Origin of the sequence: Methanoculleus oceani (genome assembly GCF_023702065.1) — an archaeon.
In the GTDB taxonomy this organism is placed as follows: Archaea; Halobacteriota; Methanomicrobia; order Methanomicrobiales; family Methanoculleaceae; genus Methanoculleus; species Methanoculleus oceani.
Map to the genome: position 1 here is coordinate 838,836 of NZ_QFDM01000002.1, position 20,567 is coordinate 859,402.

The window sequence follows — 20,567 nt, forward strand, 5'->3', positions numbered from 1 at the left end:
CATCCTACGGACAGTCGTTACTCGCACCTGCGGTGCTCGAACTCCGGCCCTACGGCCCGTCGCCCTCGGGGATCTCCGCCTCGAGTTCGATCACCAGTTCCTCCCCCCGCCGGAGCGCCTCGATGAACTCCCGGGGGAGGGCGGCCGCGACCCGGTCGGACCGGATGCCCACCGTCCGGTCGGAGACGAAGTCGCTCCGCCGCCAGACGAGATCCGCAGGATGGTCCAGGGTGAACGCCGCGCTTCCCCTTGAGCGGACCTCGACGGTCTCGTTCCCTGCGGTAAGCCGGGTCGTGACCACCGCCCGGTCGTCGCGGAGCAGCTCTTTTAAGTCAGGATCGAGGTCGGCGGCACCCTTGTCGGCGGCGACGGCGATGATGCAGTCGCCGGTCTCGGTCAGCGTCTCGTCCCTCGTCACCTCAAACGTCGTCGGGTGGGTTCCCCGGACCAGCGGGTGCCCCCGTGCCCGCACGATATCCCTCGCCTTCATGCTTATTAGGAGAGGGATTCTATTGCTAATGAATGATTAGCATCGTTTGCCCCGTCTGTAAAGAGGAGTGCGAACACCAGGTTCTCCGGGAAGCCGCCGAACTGGTGGTGCAGTGCAGTGAGTGCGGCCAGGTCCACCGGATACCAAAGCCCCCCGAATCCGAGATTCTCACCATCAAGGCTATCGTAAGCCTTGAAACGGAGTCGCAGGTCTGCAGCGTCGAGATGCTCGCCGACGAGGCCGTGAGTCTCGGGGACCACATCGCCGCGGAGTGCGAAGACGAGGTCTTCGGGGTCGAGGTCACCGGGATCGAGGTCGGAGCAAAGCGGGTCCGCCGGGCGAAGGCCGCGGAGGTGACGACCCTCTGGACCCGGGGGATCGAGCAGGTCGTGGTGAAAGCGTCCATCCACACCGGGCGCACGACCCTCCCGCTCTACCAGACCGCCGAAGGCGAGGACGAGTTCGTCGTCGGGGAGACCTACACCTTCGGCGGGCGGCGGATCAGGATATCGCACATCAAACTCCGCGACGGTCCGGTCATCCGGAAGGAAGGCTGGAAGACGGTGGCCCGCAGGGTGAAGCGGATCTACGGGTATCTCGAGGGACGCTACCAGAGAGGATGATCACCCGCCGGCCGGAGGAGAGGCGACCGTAAAAAAGAACCGCAGCACCCGCCCGGACCCTCACCGGGGCAGGGGCTGTGACAGGTGCCGCCGGATCGCAGCCTCGAGGTCTTCACGGTGGACGAGCCCTTCCATCCGCTCCCGGACCTCATCGCCCTCGAGGACGAGGGTTGTCGGGGTCACCCGGAGGTTATACGTTTTGATATGCTGGGGATTCTTCACGGCATCGATCTCCTCGATTACGATCCCGAGATCCTTCTCCACCTGGCGAAGGATCGGGGTCTGCTCCTCACACCCCATGCACCCTTCCTGGTAGAAACTTATCACTTTTACCGCCATATACGGCAGAAAGCGGGGAGACTATAAAAAACTGTGGGGGTGCCGTCACCCTGTTATACCGTTGAGCGTGACCCGGGCGCTGCCGTAGCGGTACTTGACGACCAGTGAGTCGTCGGTCTTGTCGATGACCTCTCCGAAGCGTAGCGGTGAGGTTTCATTGGTCTCATTATCCGGAGAGATATCCGGTGATGTTGTCAATCCTAGCGCGATCAAGTCGCCTTCCGCTATCTCCGTAGAGTTCAGGTCGAGTCCATCTACATACTCTTCGCTCATATTAATCTCGAGGTCGTTTGCCCCGTAAGAGAAACTGATGGTTCTCGTCTCGCCGGCCTGCATCCCGACGAGCCCCACGGAGATGGCGTTGGTCTCGAAGCCCAGCAGGCCGAATTCCGAGAAGCCGGTGATCGCGGAATATACAATGGGTATTTGGGCAATGTTCTCCCCCGAGACCTGTCCGCCGACGGGCATCTCCAGGCCTTGGGTCAGGATGATGTAATTGTTCCCCTTCTCGTACTCGCTTGCGGCGAGGTTCTGGTCGGTCGTGATGAGAGGACGCCCGTCCTCGCTGAGAATGGTGTAGTCGATCACTGCCGTATTTCCTATCTGGGCGGTCTGCTTCTTCTCGAACATCGGGGCCAGGTAGGTTCCCACCATGGCAACCGCAACCAGCAGGGCGACACCCACGTAGGCCCATTTCATCCATGGCGCGGTGTCGTTCTTCGAGGTTTTCTGCTGCGTCTGTTTCATCACGAGTACAATCGCCGTTTGGTGAAATAAATTAGTATTGTTATGGAGAGCGGTAGGGGTCCGAGAGGGTTCTGTTGCATTTGCGGGGGATGAGGGGTATTCAAACGGCGTGTTGCACGCGGGTGATGAGCGACTATCGCCAACCCTCGTGGATCACTTCGTCCAACCTGAGATCAAAGGCGTCATCCTCGACGTGGAACATATCGATCCCGGTCATCCCCATCTTGCGCGTCTCCGGCATCTGCCAGTACAGGTTGTAGACGAGCTGCCCGAATCGCATGTCAGGGTCCAGCATCCAGATCTCCAGGAGTTTGCTCAAAATAGCATCAATCCTCGCGGGGTCTCTCTCCGGCCCATCCCAGTCCCCCTCCACCCCACGCACGACCTCTTTCATCACCCGGCGCACCCGTTCATCCATTAGCTGTGATGTAAAGTGACATCGTGACCCTTGTAGATCACATTACCAGGTCCGAATAAGTGTAGCACAACGAGAGCTAAAAATTAAATTGTAATAAATGATTGTAAGGTAAGTTGCCCTGTTTTTTCTGGCTCATCAATGTAAGCTTTCATGCGGGATCTTAAGATATCCAATCTTTGAATAACAATAATTTCGGCAAAATATTCATTCATTTCAACATATTTTTCATTATTTCCGAGTTTTAACGCGCGTATGAACTTTTCTTTTACCTCCCCAAGGAACAATAACTTTGGATAGTTGTTTTTTGACAGCATATAATTGAAAATTTCTCTTCCAACCCGACCGTTGCCATCAGAAAATGGGTGAATCATCTCAAAAAAATAGTGAAACATTACAGCCTCCTCAAATGGATGATATCCCTCTCCAATTTGCTTATAGTAGTAACTGATGATTTTACTCAATTCTTTTTTAATTTCTACAGATGGGCACAATAATTGATTACATCCATCGATCCCAATATCATCAGCCCTTCTGAATGTACCAGCAGATTGCTCGTCGATATTATGCATTACCAACGCATGAAGTTGTTTAATAAAATCCACAGTGACCTTGCCCTTATATTCGTCCCGGTATTTTTTAACGTTCTTGAAGTTTTGAACTTCGTTTATTTCCCTTAATTTTTTTGATGTTGGGTTTATACCATATAGCAGCAGGTCTTCAGTCTCTCCAAGCGAAAGTGTATTTCCCTCGATTGCTGTTGTACCATGGATATACTGGATCTCAAAATATTTTTCATATTGCTCAAGCTCATTGACAGTTAAAGATTCGGTAAAGCGCTTGTATAAATATCGGATCTCTTCAATCGCATCAACATAATCTTTTGATAAATATTTCGTTTTATATGCGCCGACTCCCAATTTTCCTGCGGATTTAGCTGCCTTGATCTCAAGATCGTAAGAGTAGATTTTTCTATAATACTCAATATCATCAAGGCTTGGCGGGGTACTCCCACTGCATAAATACCGTTTGACTTTTGTTTTTCGATTCCCAACTCTAACATCTCTAACAAGGAAATACCTTGGAGATTTGTTTTTGGGATAATCCACTTCGACACGGTAAGGACGGCGGGCCATGGTTATGATGTCATTAGGGGTATGGCAAAAAAAGGTTTCTGTTTATTTTTGCCTCCCCCCTCGACAAAAAATACTGTTGGTTCGAGGGTAATTTTTGCTAATATCAACAAGTGTTTGGATTGTTGTCAAATATATCCACGACAATTTTGACTGTCAGGAGTATCGCAAAGAGTGCCATAATCAGTCCAAACCACCACAATTCGCCTATGTAGGTGAGAACTGCATATGCTCCCAAGTAAAGGAACAATGCAAGGACTATCTTCTCTCCAAGATTCATGTAAATCATCTCCTTTAGCGGACCTTGATTTGTTCAATTCCGCAAGTGTGATCAACACCGATAGCAATGGCTAAATAGAAAGAGCGACAAGGACTGTTTGCAAACCAGTTCAAATCGTCTTTCTTTATTTAGTTGGGGTGTTCACTTACACCCATTCGCTAAACTCTATGATGTCGTTCTTTTACGCAACACCTCAATGCGTATAACTGGGTACTTCGCCTATATATAGTACCTCCCAGAAAAGCGTAAATCAGACCGATTATAAACGATCGATCGTTAAAAAAGCTTATTTCCTGCGCTCACTTCAGCAAATATTTGGGCAGGAGTCTTATACCCCAATTTTTGGATCTCCCTCTCATCGTTGAACCAGTACCTGAACTCCGCAAGGCTCGCTCTCAGAGATTCGGGCTTCATGTATCTCCTGTATGCGATCCACTCCCTGCGAAGGGTTCCGAACAACCGCTCGATCTTCCCATTCTCCCAAGGGCTGTGCGGCTTGGTTCTGTGGTGATAAACTCCCATATCCTTACAGAACGCTTCAAACACTGCAGAGGTGAACATTCTCCCATTGTCGGTATAGAGTTGCTTCGGAACTTTCCCGCCATTGTTCTCGACTGCCAGCCGCAGACAGTCAACCGCACATGCAGAGGTCGCATTATCGTAGTTCATCACGGCCATTACTCTGCGAGTGCAAGCATCGACAATCCCGAAAATATACTGCTTGTAACCCTTGGCGATTCTCATCTGCATCATATCGAGGTGCCAGATTTGATCCGGGGTATCAATCTCGATCCGCTGCGCTTCAACCTTGGGCTTCTCGGGCTGGATCTCCTTCATCATCTGCGAGACGGTCACATGAGAAACCGTGATCCCATACTCCTTCTCGATCTCATGTGCAATCCTTCGGGAACCGTAGAAGGGATATTTCTCAAGAGTTTCAGCAACAAGGTACTGATTGAATTGGGTGTCCTTCACTTCGCGGTGAAGGGGCGCGCGGGACTGGTCCTTGAGGGAATCGCCCTCTCTCCACCTGCGCAGCCACTTCTTAACAACCGATACTGAGCAATTGAGCGCATCCGCTATCTCTTTCTGAGTGTGGCCCGCACTGTGGAGTTCTACCATTTTCTTGCGGAACTCGACTGCAAAAGCGTTATCGGTGTTCTTGTAGATGGTATTATAACTGAATAACTCAGGAATGGTGTGCTGGACTGTATTAAAACCAACTACACCGTATGAGGTTGAGGGGAAAGAGGTTGTTTTAACCATGTATAAACATTGTATTAACATATATTTATTACTTCCGCCAAAGTTCTAACATTGAGGTAACTTTTCAACAACTTAGTTAGTAATTATTATATACAATGTATGTGCAATGTTATACCATGGTTGGACAGATGGAGGTGCATACCGAAGCCTACCAGGTGATTGATAAAACAGTCAAACCGATGGGCAACTCTGGTGGTGTACTGGTCCCGAAAAAGTGGATAGGTAAGAAGGTGAAGATCCTCCTCCTTGAAGAAGCCGAGGAAGAGTGATCGGAAAGATAGGGTGCGAGAGAGTGGTAATTTTTTGTTTGGTGTAGGGTCACGATGTCACTTTACAGGACAATTAGCCATACCCCTTTGCAATACACTGTAAGTAACGCATGATGCCTACATCAAGGGTATGCAGAACATAAAAGTGCCTGTGCATGGGGGAGAAGAATGTACTAGGGTACAAGGAGAAGAGGGGGCCGATTGTTTGCTTCAAAAGTTATATTGCGGGGAAAGAACTCGCCCATAAGTATGACAATCCATGGTGATGTCTTTGAAGCAGCAAAATATCTTGCTGCGCGGAGTGTAGACGGAAGCTTCCGGCCGAAAGAGGTAAAATCTCTCCTAGTTGCAACAGGAAAAGAGCATAATCGGAGATCGGTTCAAGGAGAGATCCAACGGGGCTGTACAAATGGTTCAAAGTGTTGGGGTACGGTGTATGCCCGCTATGAACGCATCAAGCGGGGGGTCTACAAACTGTTTGAACCTGGAAAGAAGAATTAGTTTTTCACCGCCAGCTCGATCATCGTCATCCAGCGGTTGCCGGAGAGGTTGATCGGGATCCGGGCCATTTGTGCCGGGGTTAACCCCTCGATCCCCTGATGGGGCCGGATGTAATTGTAGTAGACCTGCATCCCGGCGCAGAACTGGTTTGCCCCGATCTGGTCCGGCAGGCTCCGCATCACCTTCGTCCGCTCCCGGAAGGTGCCGTTCAGCCGCTCCACGATGTTGTTGTTCGGCTTAGTCTCGAAGTCCTTCAGCCGGAAGTGGGGGTTCTGGATGAATGCGGACTTATCGAAGAACACGTCCTTCACCGCGTACTGGTACGCCTGAAGGCCGTCCGTCACCACAAGGTCGGGCCGCCGTGCCGCCGCAGCCTTCGCCTGCTGTAAGGGCTTCTTGGCGTCGGCAACGTAGCGGTCCTTCGTCACCTGACAGGCGAGGAGGTAGCGGGTCTTGGCGTCCATGACGTTCCAGATCCACTCGTAGTACCGCTTCTCCCCCTCTTTCTTGATGAAGACCGTCATCTCGTCCGAGTGCCAGATCTTGCCGACATCGGCCTTGTGCTTCTCCACGTACTTCCCGAGAAGGTTCAGGTACTTCTTGATCCAGCGCATCGGGGTTGTCTGCGCGACCTCGATATTGTGGAACTGCTTCAGGTGGTCGGCAATCTTCCGCAGGGACACCCCCTTGAAGTAGAGATCGAGGGCGAGGGTGATGGTCTTCGGGTCGTGCTTCATGCTCTTGAACCCCCGGTCAGGGGTAAACCGGTGGCCGCAGTCCTTACAGGTGTATCGCTGGATCTTGCCGAACCGGGTTGTGCGGGAGCCGTCCCGGACCACGTTGAGGCTCTGACATGCGGGGCAGAGCACTTCGGGGCGGGGGGATTCGATCTCCCGGTGCGCGGTCTCCTGCTCGATGTCGGCCTTCAGCTTCAGGGAGAACTCGACCGCGTAGATGTGTTTGCAGATCTGCTTCCGGTAGACATGATCCGGGCAGGTGCAGGACCACACGAACTGCTTGGTGCCGTAGCCCTTCGGCCACCGGCGCTCAACCCGGTAGTAGCCGTCAGGCTTCGCCTGCGACCGGACGTACCAAACGTTCTTCTTGATCGCTTTGATGTTTTCCGGTTCGGAGAGTATCGCAAACCCCTTGAGTTCCCGCACGTTGGTTAACTGCTGCATCTCGATCACCTGCAAGGTTTTCTTAAGATTACCTTGTAACTGATCCTTTAAATAACTTACTACATTTTCTTAAGAATATCTATCACATGCGAAACCCTATATAGTATAATCGTTAGAATATCTAGTACGGAATGAAGAAAGATTCTGACGATGAGATCGAGGAACTGCAAGAACTCCCGGAAGTGGACTATTCCACGATCCCCCCTGAGATCGAGGGCGTTGTCGGCAAGCAACCCCATATCATCGAGAAGAAGGTAAAACTCACCTGGGACGGCAAGCAGTTCTCATTCCGCATCCCGACCGAGATCGCGGAAGAGATGAAGATCACAAAGGAACATCAAGTGCTGTTCCGGCTGAAGAAGCCGGTTCCGGGCTCGAATGATGAGCCTGAACTGTCGATCACACTGCTATGACCCAACTGAGCCCCGAGGAGAAACGGATCGTCACTGTGCTATACTATGCCCACAAACCTCTCTCAACAAAGGCCATAGCCGAACGCTCAGAGATGGCGTGGCAGACCGCGAAGAAGTACCTCGAACGGTTGTACGGGAAGAAACTGCTTCGCAGGGGGAAGTACGGGAAGTCGATCTACTGGTGGCTGAGGGTATGAAGATGGATCCGACTGAAAGAGGATCTGTGAACCAGATATGAGAAATCCCGGCAGCCATTGAAATCTAAATCAGAAAAAACGTCAAATTATGGGAGTATTGGGCAATTAGGGGCCACGGAGACATCAACATGGTTAGGAAAGATAAGACTGATCGGGCTATATTCAGACGTTTGGAGAGTCTAAACTATTCTGGGCATTGGGAGGATTACACCAATAATAACTATGTAACTGAGATATTATCACATGCATCAAAAAGCAAAACGGGTAAAGATGGATATCCCGATGGTATTTACGTTAATGAGATAAAACAACTCTTAATCCTTCTTGAGATTAAGCAAGATACATCAAAGCATATTTCTGAAGATGGGGAATCGGAACCCGAAAAATACGCAGTTGATGGCATAAAACACTATCTCAGTTTCTTCTTAAAAGAAAACCTAGAGAACAGCATAGTCCAAGACTACTTTAGGGTGTGGAAAATCGTCGGTATTGCGGTCTCCGGGAATATTGATGATGAGTATAACCATAGGATTAGTACGTTTGCCATAATTGATCAGAAGATTGTCGATAAAAATATCCTAGAACTTTTAGATGAAGAAGATTATCTCAACCTGTTTGAAACAATTAATGAAGAGGAAATTATCAGTAAAATTTCGACTTCATCAAAGAAAATTAATAACCTACTCCGGAACGTTGACTCCCAAAAAAGACCGGTGTTATTATCTGCCTTGATGATATGTCTATTCGAGAAAAAAGGAATTACAAACGATTTCCGAAATAACTACGTTAACTTTAACCCCAAAACAATAGCTATCAACGTTCCATCGACAGTAGAGCTCGTTTTATCCAAGGAGGGGGTTCCTGATGATAAGATTAAACTTCTGGTGAATGAATTATCTCCTCTTTGGGGGGATATTGACTTGTCTCAAACAGACATCTTGAAGGATATCTTAAATGAACTCCGTGATCAGGTTATCCCTCTATTTGATAACAAGAGTAATTACGACATTATTGGAAAATTCTACGAGGAATTTTTAAGGTATGCGGGCGTTGCCAATGTCAAAAGAGGTATTGTACTAACTCCAAAACATATCACAAGCCTGTTTACTGAACTAGTTCCTATCAAGACAAACGATGTATTCTTAGATCCAGCCTGTGGAACCGGTGCATTCCTAATTGCGGGAATGAATAAACTTGTTGAGACCATCAGCTCATCCTCGCTGCCAAATAAAGAAAGAAGGATACAAGACATAAAATCAACAAAACTTATCGGGTTTGAGAAGAATCCAACCATGTATTCTCTTGCAATCTCAAATATGCTGTTTAGAGGCGATGGGAAATCTCAAATTTTTTATTGCGATTACTTTAACAAGGAAGCCGAAACAGAATTGAAATCCCTTGCTGAAAAAGGGATCAGGCCAACAATTGGATTCATCAACCCCCCTTATGGGGGCAAAGATAACGAAACCAATCCAACAAAAAAAGAGATACAATTCTTGGCCCGAATGTTAGATCATGTTTCCAGATATGGGATTATAATCGCTCCATTATCAACGTATTTTAAAGAGAATGCCACTAGAAATGCCATTTTAAAGAAGCATACATTGAAATATGTCATAAACATGCCCCGTGATTTATTCCTACCGAACGCCGCATCGAATACCGCAATTGCAGTATTTGAAACCAATACCCCCCAAGGAGATAAAGATGTTGTATTTTATGATTTAAAGGACGATGGGTTGGTTCTCTCCAAATCTAAGGGAAGAACAGATGTTTACAATAAGTGGCATAGAATCAAAGACGATATGCTTGAAAGAATCAACAATCCAGATAAGTACCAAGATGGACTTGTACTGGTAAAAACAAAGATTACGGATAATGATGAATGGCTAATTCAGGCTCATGCAAAAACAGACTATTCGCATTTATCTGAGAATAGTTTCGTCCAAGCCATCAAAAGTTACATGGTATTCAATGCGAAACGAGAGATGAATCTCTTGGAGAAGGATATTGACGAAATAACGCTGTTAGAAATCGTTGCAGAGTTTTACTCGAACTCTTCGGATCCGACCCAAAATGAGGGAGCGGGATAAATGTCCTCCTCAGAAATGGAACAGTTCCTCTTTAGTGACATCTTTACCTGTAGTAGAGGGAAACGGCTAATTGAAGAAGACCAAATCGCAGGTGACATTGCTTACATATCATCTACAAAATACAACAACGGCATTAGTGGTTACATCACCCCGCCGGACGTCATGACACACTACGAGAATAAAATAACGCTATCAAATAGTGGCAGTGTTGGTTATGCTTTTTATCACGATTACGAATTTGTTGCTTCAGACCATGTGACAGTCATTGGAATTAAAGAACCCTCTGTTTTTCTGACACGGGAAATTGCCCTATACCTCAAACCCGTCTTTGAATTCATGCGGTACAAGTATAATTTTGGAAGGGAGATAAGTGATGAACGACTTAAAAAAGAGAGGGTTCTCCTCCCTATTGATGCACAGGGTAACCCCGATTGGACATTGATGCAGACGTACATTGGGTCTCTCAGCAGATCCATCAAATGGGATAGCATTCAATGTGTAAGAAAAGAACCCAAGTTGTACGTTTCAGATTGGCATCTGTTCCGTATGGATGAGATCTTTGATTTTTACAAAGGAAAGAGACTGACCAAAGAAAATATGACTCCAGGAGATACAAATTTTATCGGAGCAATCTCAACAGATAACGGTATCCGCCAACGTATAGATGAAGATCCTCTCTATTTAGGGAATTGTATTACTGTTAATTATAATGGGAGCGTTGGGGAAGCATTTTACCAAAAGGATCCTTTTTGGGCCTCAGATGACGTTAATGTACTTTGTTTAAAAAGAGATCTGGCAGAACTTAATGTTTATTTAGCCATGTTCTTGATCACCATCATCAAACAAAATAAACATGCGTTTGATTTTGGGCGAAAATGGAATCTGCCAAAGATGAAATCAACATTAATTGGCCTTCCAGTGGCACCAGACGGAACTCCGGACTGGGCATTTATGGAAGAGTACATTAAGTCACTCGCTTACAGTGATAAATTGTAATTCTTTTTTCGCAGAAACATTTCCTGTCACCCGCGCGCAACACCTCACCCCAGATGAGGTGATCACCCGTCAACGCAACAGAACCTCCGAGAGATAAATTTATATCGCGATAACACTACCTTAAGGTTAGCCCAGGGCGACCTGCTCGCCTCGGGGCAATTCCAGTAGATAGGAGCGATTACAATGGCAAGAACTGAACGAGGGCCGTATCGCACGATATGGCAGGACTTTGACGACCTCATGGCCGAGATGGAGAGCAGGTTCCAGTCCATGCTCGGGGGAATCGGCGCACGGGGAGAAGAGGTCAGGGGCCGGGTCGTCCCGGCGGTTCGTGATTTCCGCGTGGATGTCCGGGACCACGAGGACGAGGTGATCGTCGTTGCCGACCTCCCCGGCGTCGAGAAAGAGAACGTCGCCGTCCGGCTCGTCGATCCCCAGCACCTGGAGATCACGAGCAGGCGGGCGGGCGAGACCGGGGAGGAGACCAGGGATTTCTTCATGCAGGAGCGTATCTACGGCCAGATGAGCCGCACGGTGCTGCTTCCTGCCGAGGTGACCGAGGAGAATTCCGCCGCTTCGTTTAAGAACGGTGTTCTCGAGGTCCGGCTGAAGAAAGCGCCGACCGAGACCGGGACCACAATCCCCATCGAATAACCCTATTTTTCATGCCGATAGCTATTTCAACCGAATAATTCATGTCGAGCCAGCGTGACACTATCATGATGGATAAAAAGAAGGTCAAGGATTACATGACCTACGACGTCGTCACCGTCGACGCAAACGGAACGGTCCGGGACGTCATCGAAGCAATAAAAAATACGCACCACGACGGCTTCCCGGTCGTGGAGAACTCAAAGGAGGTGGTGGGCTACATCTCGGCGCGGGACCTCCTCTTCGCCCATCCGTCGACACCGATAGAGCAGGTGATGTCCCGCCACCTCATCGTTGCCGACCCCGACATGAGCGTGAACGATGCGGCCCGCGTCATCTTCCGCTCCGGCATTCAGAAACTCCCGGTCGTCAACGATAAAAACGAACTCATCGGGATCATGTCGAACGCCGACGTCATCCGGTCCCAGATCGAGCACGTCTCGCCGGAGAAGGTCTTCAAGTTTATCGAGACCCTGAAAAAACTCTACGGTGTAGAACCGACCCTCCGACGGGGCTCGGTGCCGATCAACGACCTCCTGCCCACCCAGTCGAAGATCTACGAGGACGAGCTGGAGGGGAGGATGTACGAGATCAAGAAGGGGCTCGCCGAACCCCTGATCGTGGTCCGGCGGCCCGGCCGCTGGATCCTGGTGGACGGGCACCACCGGGCGATCGCGGCAAAACGGCTCGGTATCACGAACCTCGACGCCTACATCATCGAGGTCCGGGAGAATATAGAGTTAGGGATGGAGCGGACGGCCCGGACGCTGAATCTCAGCACGCTCGACGACATCAAGGTGCTCGATTACGCCCGCCACCCCCTCGTCGCGCTGACGCACCGGCTCGTGCGGCACGGGTGAAACGACATCATTTTTATTTCATCGGGGATGCCGTCGGTGTCGATTTCCCGGTAGAACCGCAGGGTGCAGGTCACGTCGCCGTCGTTGTCACTCAGTATGCCCGAATCATGGTCCACATCCGATTCGGCCGCTCGGCCGGTAGTAGCGGACCGTCATCCCGAGGTTGCCGTAGTCGTCCCAGGCAGATTTCGCCCCGATGCGCCGGTTACACCCGTCAAATCAGCATAGGATCTACTTAACCTGCTTGAATATATCAGAAAATATATCTAACATTAAACAGCATCTCGAATCATCCGAAACGGTCACTCTTGATTCAGGGGAACGGTGGACGTCAACTGCCCTGAAGGCATCTTGAGAGGGTCGTTTTCATCGCAGCCGACATGACTGCGAAAGAGAATGGGCATGAAGGCCCAATCGGGGCGTCAAGATGAGAGGAATACGAGAAACCATCACCCGCTGGATGGAATACCGGTTCCGGGAACAGCCGCCGCACCCGGCGACGATCGCCGGACTCTACCTGCTCTGCATATCGCTCATCTGGCTCCTTCCGGGTTCCCTCGCGCCGGAACTCTTCGGCGGGGGCAACACCTATCCGTTCATCATCTTCGAATACGGCGGCGTATACCTGCTCGCAGCCATCCTCTTCGGGTGCTCCACGGCACTTCTCTTCGCACTGGTGAGGGGGATGGGCAGGAAGAGCGTGCGGGCATTCGCCCCGGTCGTCGCGCTCTTCCTGCTGTACCTGGTTCCCGCCTATCTCGGGGGCTCAATGCAGATGGAACTGCCGTTTTACGTTCCCGGGTGGGACTACTTCGGCATATCGCCCGCCGTCGACACCTTGATGAGCGCTGCCATCTTCCTCTCGGGCATCAGTCTCCTCTCCCTGACAGTGATCGTGCCGTACCTTTTCATCGAGCGGTACGTCCCGATGAAGAGGCCGTATGCCACCGCGGCAGCGCTCGGCACCCTCCTCTTCCCTTACCTGACGGCGATGGTCTTCGCGATCGATTCCGTTCCGTCCGTCGTCCCCTGGCTCTCCCTCTCCCTCTCGACCCTCTCCGTCTTCTGCCTCGGGATCGCAGGGGCGGCGGTGCTCTGTGTCCCTCTGGTCGTCTACCACCTGCTGAAGGGGAGCGGCAATCCGCCACGGCAGGCCCGGGTATTTTGGTTGTTTCTCCTCTGTCTGCTCCTGGTCTGGTTCGTCCCGGGATATCTCGAACCCGGGCTGTTCCTTATGGGCCACGATTACCCTGACCCCGGGCTGAAGATGAGATGGTTCATCCCCTATGGCCCCGGGGATCTCGAATATCCGTTCTCCACCGTCCCCACGATCGAAGGCAACTATCTCATCGACATGAACGTCTCCCCGGCCGGCCCTCTTTCACTCTCCTCTCTCTCCGGAACCGACACCTGCAGAGTGTACACCCGGGAGCACACAGAGGAGCGGTACATCGCCGAACAGGTATGGTACAGGGACGAACGGACGTTCAGAAGCGAGAAGAGGACAGTATTCGAATCGCTGACCGGCTCAGGCGAGGTCTCGGAGGCGACGCTCGATCTCGGCGACCACCTCCTTGCCGCCGGGTTCGAACGTTCCGATGCGGAGCGAGAATACCCCGCCTGGCTCTTTGCAAACGAGACAACGAGGGGCTACATCCTCACCTACGAGAGGCCGTTTGACGACGGAAGGAGCAACGACTTCTTCATCGTCTACTACGGGACATACGGTAACACCGTGGGCCCCGACCCGGACAGGTCCCTCAAAGCGCTGATCGCACAGCGGCTCTCCCCGTCGGCAATCAGGGCTCCCGGCGAGGGGCTCGACGAGGAGGTACGACTGAGCCGGATGCCGGAGGCGGAACCGTTCCTCTACATCTCCGAAATGATCCGGTTTGCCGGCGTCCTTCTCCTGACGCCTATCCTCTTCGGTTGCTCCGCCGCTCTCCTCTTTACGGGTGCGCTGACCGAACTGGAGGCCCGGAAGAGGCGACCCGCGGTTGCGATTCCGCTCCTCGCCGCCGTCCTCCTGCTCTTCCCGCTCATCCCCATCTGCCTGGCCGGTTCGACCCGGATATACCCCCCGTTTTACATCCCCGGGTGGGAGCATTTCGGTGCATCGCCTCTCGCTGATGCACTGCTGAGCCTCATGGTATTTCTGCCGGCCCTCACGCTCACCGGTCTCGGGGTGATCGCGCCGTACCTTCTTCTCAGGCAATACCTGCCCCTTAAGCGGCCGGTCCGTGCCGCTCTCGTCTCGGGAACCCTCCTCTTCCCGCTCCTGACGATACTCTCCGTCTGGGAGAACCCCTACCTGCCTTCCGCCCCCTGGCTCTCCCTCCTCGTCCTGATGCTCCGGGGATTCTGCCTCGCTGCCGCCGGGGCGGTGATTATCTATGTGATGTGGGCGACAGTGGGACAAAAGACCTGAATCGCCGTGAACGTCATCATCTGTGGGCGAATTCCGGAAAGGTAAAGGTAACTGTCGGCAACAGTAGTTCAGTGTGAATCCATGACACCCGACCGCCAGACGACCCTGCAGAACCTCAGACGCCTCCTCCCCTTCTCAATCTTCGCCGGCCTTGTCGGCGGCGGACTGCTGGCGCTCCTGACCTATATCCATACATGGTCCTGGGGCGGTATCGCCTGCTACAACCACGGGCTCTTCGACGGCATCGGCACGTACCAGAACCTGGTGCTCGGCATCCTCTCCCTCCTCCTCGCGGGGATGCTCCCGGTCGCCCTCTCGCGGGAGGGCGGGACGAGGAGGGATTCGGCTGTTCTTGCGGGAGGGATCGCCGGGTTCACGGCCGTTATGGTCAACTACCTCTATTTCCAGGCCACATCGGTCTTCGGGCATGGATACGCTCCCGAACTCTCCGACGTCCTTGCTGCAATCATCTTTCCCTTCGCGAACCACGCTCTCCCCCTCCTCGCCATCGGCCTCGCTATGGCGGCCCTCGCCGCCCTCGGGGCCTTCGTCGTCTCCCTCTTCCGGGAGAGAGCGGCCGGGCCGAACGAGGGTGCCGCGGCATCCCGGCTGCTCCTCTGCTCCACGGCCGCCCTCATCCTCGTCGTCGTGGTTCTCCCGCCGCTCGCCGCTCACGCGATGCTCGGTGCGGGGACGATCGACGTGAACCCCAGAACAGCGCTGATGACGACCCTCGTCTCCGCCGAACGCACCGCCCCCGACACCATCGTCCTCACCGTTCGCGAGGTGCCTCCCGCCTCCGTGCTCGACCACAGGAAGCCGTTTTCGGTCTTCATGAACGGAGTCGACGTCTCCAATGCCTCCGCGTGTGCCGCAAGCGGTTTTGCCGCGACGGTCGACCCGCCCGGAGGACTTCCGGTCGTCGAAGGATCGCAGGCCGCCTGGACGGGGACCGGGGTCCTGAACAACGGCACGCCGGTGGACGTCGTGGCCATGGCCCACGGAGCCGACGGCTCGGACCTCATCATCCTGAACCTCATGGTTTAGGCCGGGGCAATTGACCCCACACCCCGCCGGCATGGTGCGGAGAGAGTTCCAGGGACCTGCAGGAGAGAACCCGCGAATAAAAAGAGAGTCGGAAAAGATCCGATGGGGGATACCCCTTACGACCCTTCGGTCCGGGTGTCGTAGTCTTCGTTTAAGACGTGCTCTTTGACGATCGTCCCCTCCGGGACGATCACCTCCGGCCAGAGCCGGGTCCCGGAATGGACGACCACGCCGCTCTTCAGCACCGCGTGCGGCCCGATGACCGTGTCGTGCTCGATGTTGCACCCGCTGCCGATGAGCGTATCGTTGTCGATGATGCTCCCGCTGATGGTGGTGTCCCTGCCGATCACCACACGGTTGTAGATGGACGAGGAGAAGATCTTCGCGCTGTTCTTGATGATGCACCCCTCCCCGATGCTCGTGTACGGCCCGATGACGACGTTCTCCTCGATGATCGTCCCGGCGCCGATCGAGACCGGCCCGATCACCCGCGAGTTCGCCGCAACCGAGACGCAGCTCCCTATCTGCGCCGGGCCGAGGATCCGGGCGCCCTTGATGTAGAGGTCGCCGGAGATGTTCGTGAACCCGATCTCCTGCAGCTTCCACCGCTCCGCTTCCCGTAGCGACCTCGGGCTCCCCACATCGGACCAGTTGCCGCGGGCAAGCCAGGCTTTCAGGGGGTAGCCCTCCTCCATCAGTTCGGGGAAGAGGTTCCGGGCGAAGTCGAACTTCTCGCCGGCCGGGATATGGTCGAATATATCGGGGTCGCAGACGTACATCCCGGTGCTCGCCAGGTTCGAGAAGATCTCGCCCGGGCTCGGCTTCTCCTTGAACCGCTTGATCTGGTAGTTCGCGTCGATCTCGGCGATACCGTACTCCGTGGGGTCGTCGATGCTTATGAGCCCGATGGTGGTGATCGAGTCGTTGGCGAGGTGCTCGCGGTAGAACTCGAGCAGGTTCAGACTCACCACGTGGTCGCCGCCGACGACGAGGAACGGCTGTTCTTCAAGGTATTTCTGGGCGTTCTTGACGCTGCCCGCCGTCCCGAGTTTCGTCTTTTCGTGGACGTAGGTGACGTTGACCCCGAAGAGCGACCCGTCCCCGAGGGCCTCCTCGATAGCATCGCTCATGTAGCCGAGCGTGATCACCACGTCGTTGAACCCGAGGTTCGCGAGGTGTGAAACCAGGTGCTGGATCGAGGGTTTGTTGACGATCGGAATACACGGCTTAGGACGCCCGAATGTGAGGGGGCGGAGCCGTGTGCCCTCCCCTCCGCACATTATGCACACCTTCATGCCACTCCATTGTATGCGTATCGATTTAACCCTATTGGGGTGATGAGGCCTCCCGTTCCCAACCTTTATCCTTCGTTGTGCAAAGAGTCTACAGGAATGACGGCGTTTGAATGTACGCTCTGCGGGAAGTGCTGCATGCATGCAGGCAGCGAACTCCTCGAAGTCGAGAAGAGGCTCACCAGCCGGGACTTCCTTTGTCGGCAGAAGATCGTCGGCGGCACCTTCCGCGCCCGGGTCGAGGAGCGTTTCCTCGACGCCTTCAGGGACACCTCCGAGAACGATGCGCACCCGTCCTGGTGCCCGTTTCTGCGGAGCCTCCCGGGGGAGGAGGGAAAGTATGTCTGCACCGTCCACGACAGCCGTCCGCTGGTCTGCCGGTCCTATATCTGCTGTACCATGCGGATCTTTGCCGGCGACGGCCGGGAGGTCGGGAAGGTGAAGGGGAGGAGGAGCCTCGTCACCGAAGACACAGCACTCCGCCGGTGCTGGGAGGAGTCGGTTGTACCGCTTACGACCGACGACGATATCGCCTGGCGGGCCGGGGTCGCCGGGGCTCTCGGCCGTGCCGGTTACCGGGTCGAGGCGTATGAGTGAGCCCCGGCGCCTCCCGGTCGTCCGGGGCCGGGTTCAATGCACGCTAAAAGAGGCCGTTCCCGTCGACCGATGCAGGCTCTGCGTCCATTCCGCCCGCGTCGTGATCAAAGGACGAGAATTGCCGTCGCCGGCACGGGCCTACTGCAGCCGGTGCCGGGACACACCCCACGTCGATATGGCGAAGGTCGAGGCGATCGTCTGCGACGACCCCTCGGCGGAAGGGTTCCGGAGCATCACGAATATCATCAGTTAGCGGATCACTTCCGCCAGAACTCCCAGGGGTGTTTCGTCTGGAACGGAACGCCTTTCGCCTCTCTGTTCCAGTCGGTCTCGATCGTGTGATGGACTAGACGGACCTCGTTCCGGAGCTCGGTAAGGACTGCCTTGACGTCCTCAAGTTCCTGCTGGAGCCGGTTCAACTCTTCAAACGAGCGCTTCTGCCGCACCGTCACCGTCCCCCCGTCTTTGCAGGCGAGGCCTGCCTCGATCAATTCAAGAATCGCCTCGTTCCGGTCGAACGCGTGATCCCTGGCAAACTGATCGATCTGTTCCATCAGGTCGGGATCGAGCGCAAACGAACATCTCATCACCATAGATCGTCCACTTCCCGGTATATTGTACCTGTCTGCTGATTATAGTGTCTGCCGTTCCGGTATGGAGAATCCTCTCCGGGAGAGAGCCCCCGCTCCCCGTGCAACAGTCTCCATCCGGCAAAAAAAGAATTACCCGGGTTATTTGCGGCGAACAGCCCGGTCAACTGATATTTTCCATGTTGTATCCTTTCTGGGCGAGCAGGTCCTTCACCCGTTCGCGATGGTTGCCCTGCAGCTCGATCGAGGAATCCTTGACCGTGCCGCCGCAGGCCAGTTTCGCTTTCAGGAATTTCGAGAGGTCTTCGAGATCGATGTCGTAGGGGTCGAGACCCTCGATGACCGTGACTTCCTTTCCGTACCGGCGCTTGTTGATCTTTACGCTGATTCTCTGCTGTTCTTTGGCGACTTCTTCACAGATACACAGTTCCTTTGGCAGTCCGCAAGTCGGACATATCCCACCGTTCATTGCATGTACCTTTCAGCTCTCGTTATATATTATTTGGCATGTCATCCGTCGATACGGCAGATGTCGCATCCCTGTGAGAGTATCTGGTCCGGCCTGCTCCGGTAACGGTAGACGGTGATACCCTTGCACCCGAGGTCATGGGCGAGAGAGAAGACACCGGCGATCTCATCGGCGGTTGCACCCTCCGGAAGGTTCACGGTCTTCGAGACGGCGTTATCCACGTGCTTCTGGAACGCCGCCTGCATCCGGACGTGGTGCTCCGGTGCGATCTCGATCGCCGTCTTGAAAAGGTCCCGGGTATGGCCATCCAGCGGGAGGGCCTCGACCGTCCCGTGCCGCCGGACGTGATCCGCTACGTCCCTCCCGCCGGCGGTCTCCGGCAGGAACTCACCGATGAGGTCGCTCACGATGCTGACCGGATGCCCGTCGATCGTCCGGTCGTAGGCAAAGGAGAAGACCGGCTCGATACCGCTCGTGGTCCCGGCGATGAGGTGGAGCGAGCCCGTGGGGGCGATGGTGGTGACGGTGGCGTTCCGCATATCCCCTGAGAAGACGGACCCTTCTATCGCCGGGAACGATCCCAACTCTCTCCCGAGCTCCTCCGACCGCTCCCGCGCCGTTGCCTGCACCCGTCCCATCAGGCTCCCGGCGAACCGGAGCGCCTCTCCCGACTCGTAGGGTATCCCGAGGCGTATGAGCGCTTCCGCAAATCCCATGACCCCGAGGCCGATCTTTCTGGTGGCAAGGGTTTGAGCCCGGATCTCGGGCAGGGGGAAGTGGTTGACGTCGATGACCGCATCGAGGAAGTCGATGCCGCACCGGACCGTTGCGGCAAGCAGGTCTTGGTCGAGGTCGTGCTGCCGTATGCACCGGGCGAGGTTGACGCTCCCGAGGTTGCAGCTCTCGTAGGGGTAGAGCGGCTGTTCGCCGCAGGGGTTGGTCGTCTCGATGGGCCCGAGGTGCGGGGTGGTGTTCTTCCGGTTGATCTCGTCGAGGAAGAGCACCCCCGGCTCGCCGGACGCCCGTGCGGATGCGGCGATGAGGTGCCAGAGCGACCGCGGATCGATACTCTTCCAGACACTGCCGTCGCGGGGATTGATGAGGTCGTACTCCTCGTCCGTTGCGAGGCACCGGAGGAACCTCTCGTCGATGCCGACCGAGATGTTGAAGTTCGGAAAACCTCCTGCCTGCTTGCAGATGACGAACTCCTCGATGTCGGGATGGGAGGCCGCGAGCACCCCCATGTTCGCCCCCCTCCGCCGGCCGCCCTGCCTGACCGCCCCGGTCGCCGCATCGAAGACCCGCATGAACGAGACCGGCCCGCTTGCGGCGCCCATGGCTCCGTTGACGACGTCGCCGCGTGGCCGCAGACGGGAAAACGAGAACCCGGTTCCTCCCCCGGACTGGTGGATGAGCGCCATGTGGCCGAGGCTTCTAAAGATCCCTTCGAGGGTATCCTCCACCGGGAGGACGAAGCAGGCAGAGAGCTGCCCGCCGGGGGTGCCCGCGTTCATCAGGGTCGGAGAGTTAGGGAGGAAGAGAAAGTTCGAGAGGAGAGAGAAGAACTCGCGGGACTTTGCCGAACCGCCCACGGCGCCGGCGACCCGGGAGAAGAGGTCGTGCGGCGCTTCACCGGGGAGGAGGTACCGGCGTTCCAGGAGGAGGCGACCTTGCGGGGAGAACTCCATAC

General features: G+C 54.4%; 25 protein-coding genes. 13 read left to right on the plus strand and 12 right to left on the minus strand.

Annotated features, from left to right (window positions below):
- Positions 1-49: 49 nt before the first annotated feature.
- Complete coding sequence (locus tag DIC75_RS09245) at positions 50-490, minus strand: DUF371 domain-containing protein (RefSeq protein WP_250987725.1); 441 nt, start codon at positions 488-490, stop codon at positions 50-52.
- Between the two features lie 32 nt (positions 491-522).
- Here DIC75_RS09245 and DIC75_RS09250 point away from each other — a divergent pair, with 32 nt between their 5' ends.
- Entirely contained in the window at positions 523-1,113 is a 591-nt protein-coding gene (locus DIC75_RS09250; protein ID WP_250987726.1) for an HVO_0476 family zinc finger protein, read from the plus strand.
- 60 nt (positions 1,114-1,173) lie between these two features.
- On the opposite strand, the gene DIC75_RS09255 is transcribed toward DIC75_RS09250, so the two are convergent.
- The 6 genes from DIC75_RS09255 to DIC75_RS09280 form a co-directional block, all read right to left on the minus strand.
- Positions 1,174-1,452: a thioredoxin family protein gene (locus tag DIC75_RS09255; protein ID WP_250987727.1), complete on the minus strand. Its 279-nt coding sequence runs from the start codon at positions 1,450-1,452 to the stop codon at positions 1,174-1,176.
- A gap of 45 nt (positions 1,453-1,497) precedes the next feature.
- Positions 1,498-2,199 (minus strand): hypothetical protein, encoded by a 702-nt coding sequence (locus DIC75_RS09260; RefSeq protein WP_250987728.1) that lies wholly within the window; start codon positions 2,197-2,199, stop codon positions 1,498-1,500.
- A gap of 133 nt (positions 2,200-2,332) precedes the next feature.
- Positions 2,333-2,593, minus strand: a complete 261-nt coding sequence (locus tag DIC75_RS09265) for a hypothetical protein (RefSeq protein ID WP_250987729.1) — start codon at positions 2,591-2,593, stop codon at positions 2,333-2,335.
- A 107-nt stretch (positions 2,594-2,700) separates the two neighbouring features.
- Positions 2,701-3,750: a Fic family protein gene (locus DIC75_RS09270; protein WP_250987730.1), complete on the minus strand. Its 1,050-nt coding sequence runs from the start codon at positions 3,748-3,750 to the stop codon at positions 2,701-2,703.
- A gap of 103 nt (positions 3,751-3,853) precedes the next feature.
- Positions 3,854-4,027 (minus strand): hypothetical protein, encoded by a 174-nt coding sequence (locus DIC75_RS09275; protein WP_250987731.1) that lies wholly within the window; start codon positions 4,025-4,027, stop codon positions 3,854-3,856.
- 276 nt (positions 4,028-4,303) lie between these two features.
- Entirely contained in the window at positions 4,304-5,293 is a 990-nt protein-coding gene (locus DIC75_RS09280; protein ID WP_250987732.1) for a DDE-type integrase/transposase/recombinase, read from the minus strand.
- A 116-nt stretch (positions 5,294-5,409) separates the two neighbouring features.
- Here DIC75_RS09280 and DIC75_RS09285 point away from each other — a divergent pair, with 116 nt between their 5' ends.
- Both DIC75_RS09285 and DIC75_RS09290 read left to right on the plus strand, forming a co-directional pair.
- Positions 5,410-5,562, plus strand: a complete 153-nt coding sequence (locus DIC75_RS09285; protein WP_250987733.1) for a DUF2080 family transposase-associated protein — start codon at positions 5,410-5,412, stop codon at positions 5,560-5,562.
- Between the two features lie 249 nt (positions 5,563-5,811).
- A complete protein-coding gene (locus DIC75_RS09290) occupies positions 5,812-6,063 on the plus strand; it encodes a hypothetical protein (RefSeq protein WP_250987734.1) in 252 nt (83 codons plus the stop codon).
- On the opposite strand, the gene DIC75_RS09295 is transcribed toward DIC75_RS09290, so the two are convergent.
- The gene (locus DIC75_RS09295) at positions 6,060-7,244 is read right to left on the minus strand and encodes a DDE-type integrase/transposase/recombinase (protein WP_250987735.1); all 1,185 of its coding nucleotides are present in this window, start codon (positions 7,242-7,244) and stop codon (positions 6,060-6,062) included. The two genes, DIC75_RS09290 and DIC75_RS09295, sit on opposite strands and share 4 nt — an antisense overlap.
- Before the next feature lie 131 nt (positions 7,245-7,375).
- Here DIC75_RS09295 and DIC75_RS09300 point away from each other — a divergent pair, with 131 nt between their 5' ends.
- The 8 genes from DIC75_RS09300 to DIC75_RS09335 all read left to right on the plus strand — a co-directional run bounded on the left by DIC75_RS09300 (position 7,376) and on the right by DIC75_RS09335 (position 15,929).
- On the plus strand, positions 7,376-7,657 hold the full coding sequence (locus tag DIC75_RS09300) for a hypothetical protein (protein WP_250987736.1): 282 nt from the start codon (positions 7,376-7,378) through the stop codon (positions 7,655-7,657).
- Positions 7,654-7,854 (plus strand): MarR family transcriptional regulator, encoded by a 201-nt coding sequence (locus DIC75_RS09305; RefSeq protein WP_250987737.1) that lies wholly within the window; start codon positions 7,654-7,656, stop codon positions 7,852-7,854. Before DIC75_RS09300 ends, DIC75_RS09305 begins: the two co-directional genes overlap by 4 nt.
- Before the next feature lie 128 nt (positions 7,855-7,982).
- Positions 7,983-9,947 carry an HsdM family class I SAM-dependent methyltransferase gene (locus DIC75_RS09310; protein ID WP_250987738.1) on the plus strand — a complete coding sequence of 655 codons (1,965 nt, stop codon included), beginning with the start codon at positions 7,983-7,985 and terminating at the stop codon, positions 9,945-9,947.
- Entirely contained in the window at positions 9,948-10,943 is a 996-nt protein-coding gene (locus DIC75_RS09315) for a restriction endonuclease subunit S (RefSeq protein WP_250987739.1), read from the plus strand.
- Between the two features lie 183 nt (positions 10,944-11,126).
- Positions 11,127-11,597 (plus strand): Hsp20/alpha crystallin family protein, encoded by a 471-nt coding sequence (locus tag DIC75_RS09320; protein ID WP_250987740.1) that lies wholly within the window; start codon positions 11,127-11,129, stop codon positions 11,595-11,597.
- A gap of 68 nt (positions 11,598-11,665) precedes the next feature.
- Complete coding sequence (locus tag DIC75_RS09325) at positions 11,666-12,454, plus strand: CBS domain-containing ParB/RepB/Spo0J family partition protein (RefSeq protein ID WP_250987741.1); 789 nt, start codon at positions 11,666-11,668, stop codon at positions 12,452-12,454.
- Positions 12,455-12,881: 427 nt separating this feature from the next.
- On the plus strand, positions 12,882-14,882 hold the full coding sequence (locus DIC75_RS09330; protein WP_250987742.1) for a hypothetical protein: 2,001 nt from the start codon (positions 12,882-12,884) through the stop codon (positions 14,880-14,882).
- Positions 14,883-14,963: 81 nt separating this feature from the next.
- Complete coding sequence (locus tag DIC75_RS09335) at positions 14,964-15,929, plus strand: hypothetical protein (RefSeq protein WP_250987743.1); 966 nt, start codon at positions 14,964-14,966, stop codon at positions 15,927-15,929.
- 116 nt (positions 15,930-16,045) lie between these two features.
- On the opposite strand, the gene DIC75_RS09340 is transcribed toward DIC75_RS09335, so the two are convergent.
- Positions 16,046-17,224 (minus strand): nucleotidyltransferase family protein, encoded by a 1,179-nt coding sequence (locus tag DIC75_RS09340; protein ID WP_250987744.1) that lies wholly within the window; start codon positions 17,222-17,224, stop codon positions 16,046-16,048.
- A 96-nt stretch (positions 17,225-17,320) separates the two neighbouring features.
- Here DIC75_RS09340 and DIC75_RS09345 point away from each other — a divergent pair, with 96 nt between their 5' ends.
- Together DIC75_RS09345 and DIC75_RS09350 are read left to right on the plus strand one after the other, a co-directional pair.
- Entirely contained in the window at positions 17,321-17,818 is a 498-nt protein-coding gene (locus tag DIC75_RS09345; protein ID WP_250987745.1) for a YkgJ family cysteine cluster protein, read from the plus strand.
- The gene (locus tag DIC75_RS09350; protein ID WP_250987746.1) at positions 17,811-18,071 is read left to right on the plus strand and encodes a hypothetical protein; all 261 of its coding nucleotides are present in this window, start codon (positions 17,811-17,813) and stop codon (positions 18,069-18,071) included. The genes DIC75_RS09345 and DIC75_RS09350 overlap by 8 nt, the downstream gene beginning before the upstream one ends.
- A gap of 4 nt (positions 18,072-18,075) precedes the next feature.
- Here the strand turns inward: DIC75_RS09350 and DIC75_RS09355 are convergent, their stop codons facing one another.
- The 3 genes from DIC75_RS09355 to DIC75_RS09365 all read right to left on the minus strand — a co-directional run bounded on the left by DIC75_RS09355 (position 18,076) and on the right by DIC75_RS09365 (position 20,565).
- A complete protein-coding gene (locus tag DIC75_RS09355; RefSeq protein ID WP_250987747.1) occupies positions 18,076-18,411 on the minus strand; it encodes a type II secretion system protein E in 336 nt (111 codons plus the stop codon).
- A gap of 160 nt (positions 18,412-18,571) precedes the next feature.
- Positions 18,572-18,877 carry a stress response translation initiation inhibitor YciH gene (yciH, locus tag DIC75_RS09360; RefSeq protein WP_209730510.1) on the minus strand — a complete coding sequence of 102 codons (306 nt, stop codon included), beginning with the start codon at positions 18,875-18,877 and terminating at the stop codon, positions 18,572-18,574.
- Between the two features lie 41 nt (positions 18,878-18,918).
- Positions 18,919-20,565 carry an adenosylcobalamin-dependent ribonucleoside-diphosphate reductase gene (locus tag DIC75_RS09365; protein WP_250987748.1) on the minus strand — a complete coding sequence of 549 codons (1,647 nt, stop codon included), beginning with the start codon at positions 20,563-20,565 and terminating at the stop codon, positions 18,919-18,921.
- Positions 20,566-20,567 lie beyond the last annotated feature (2 nt).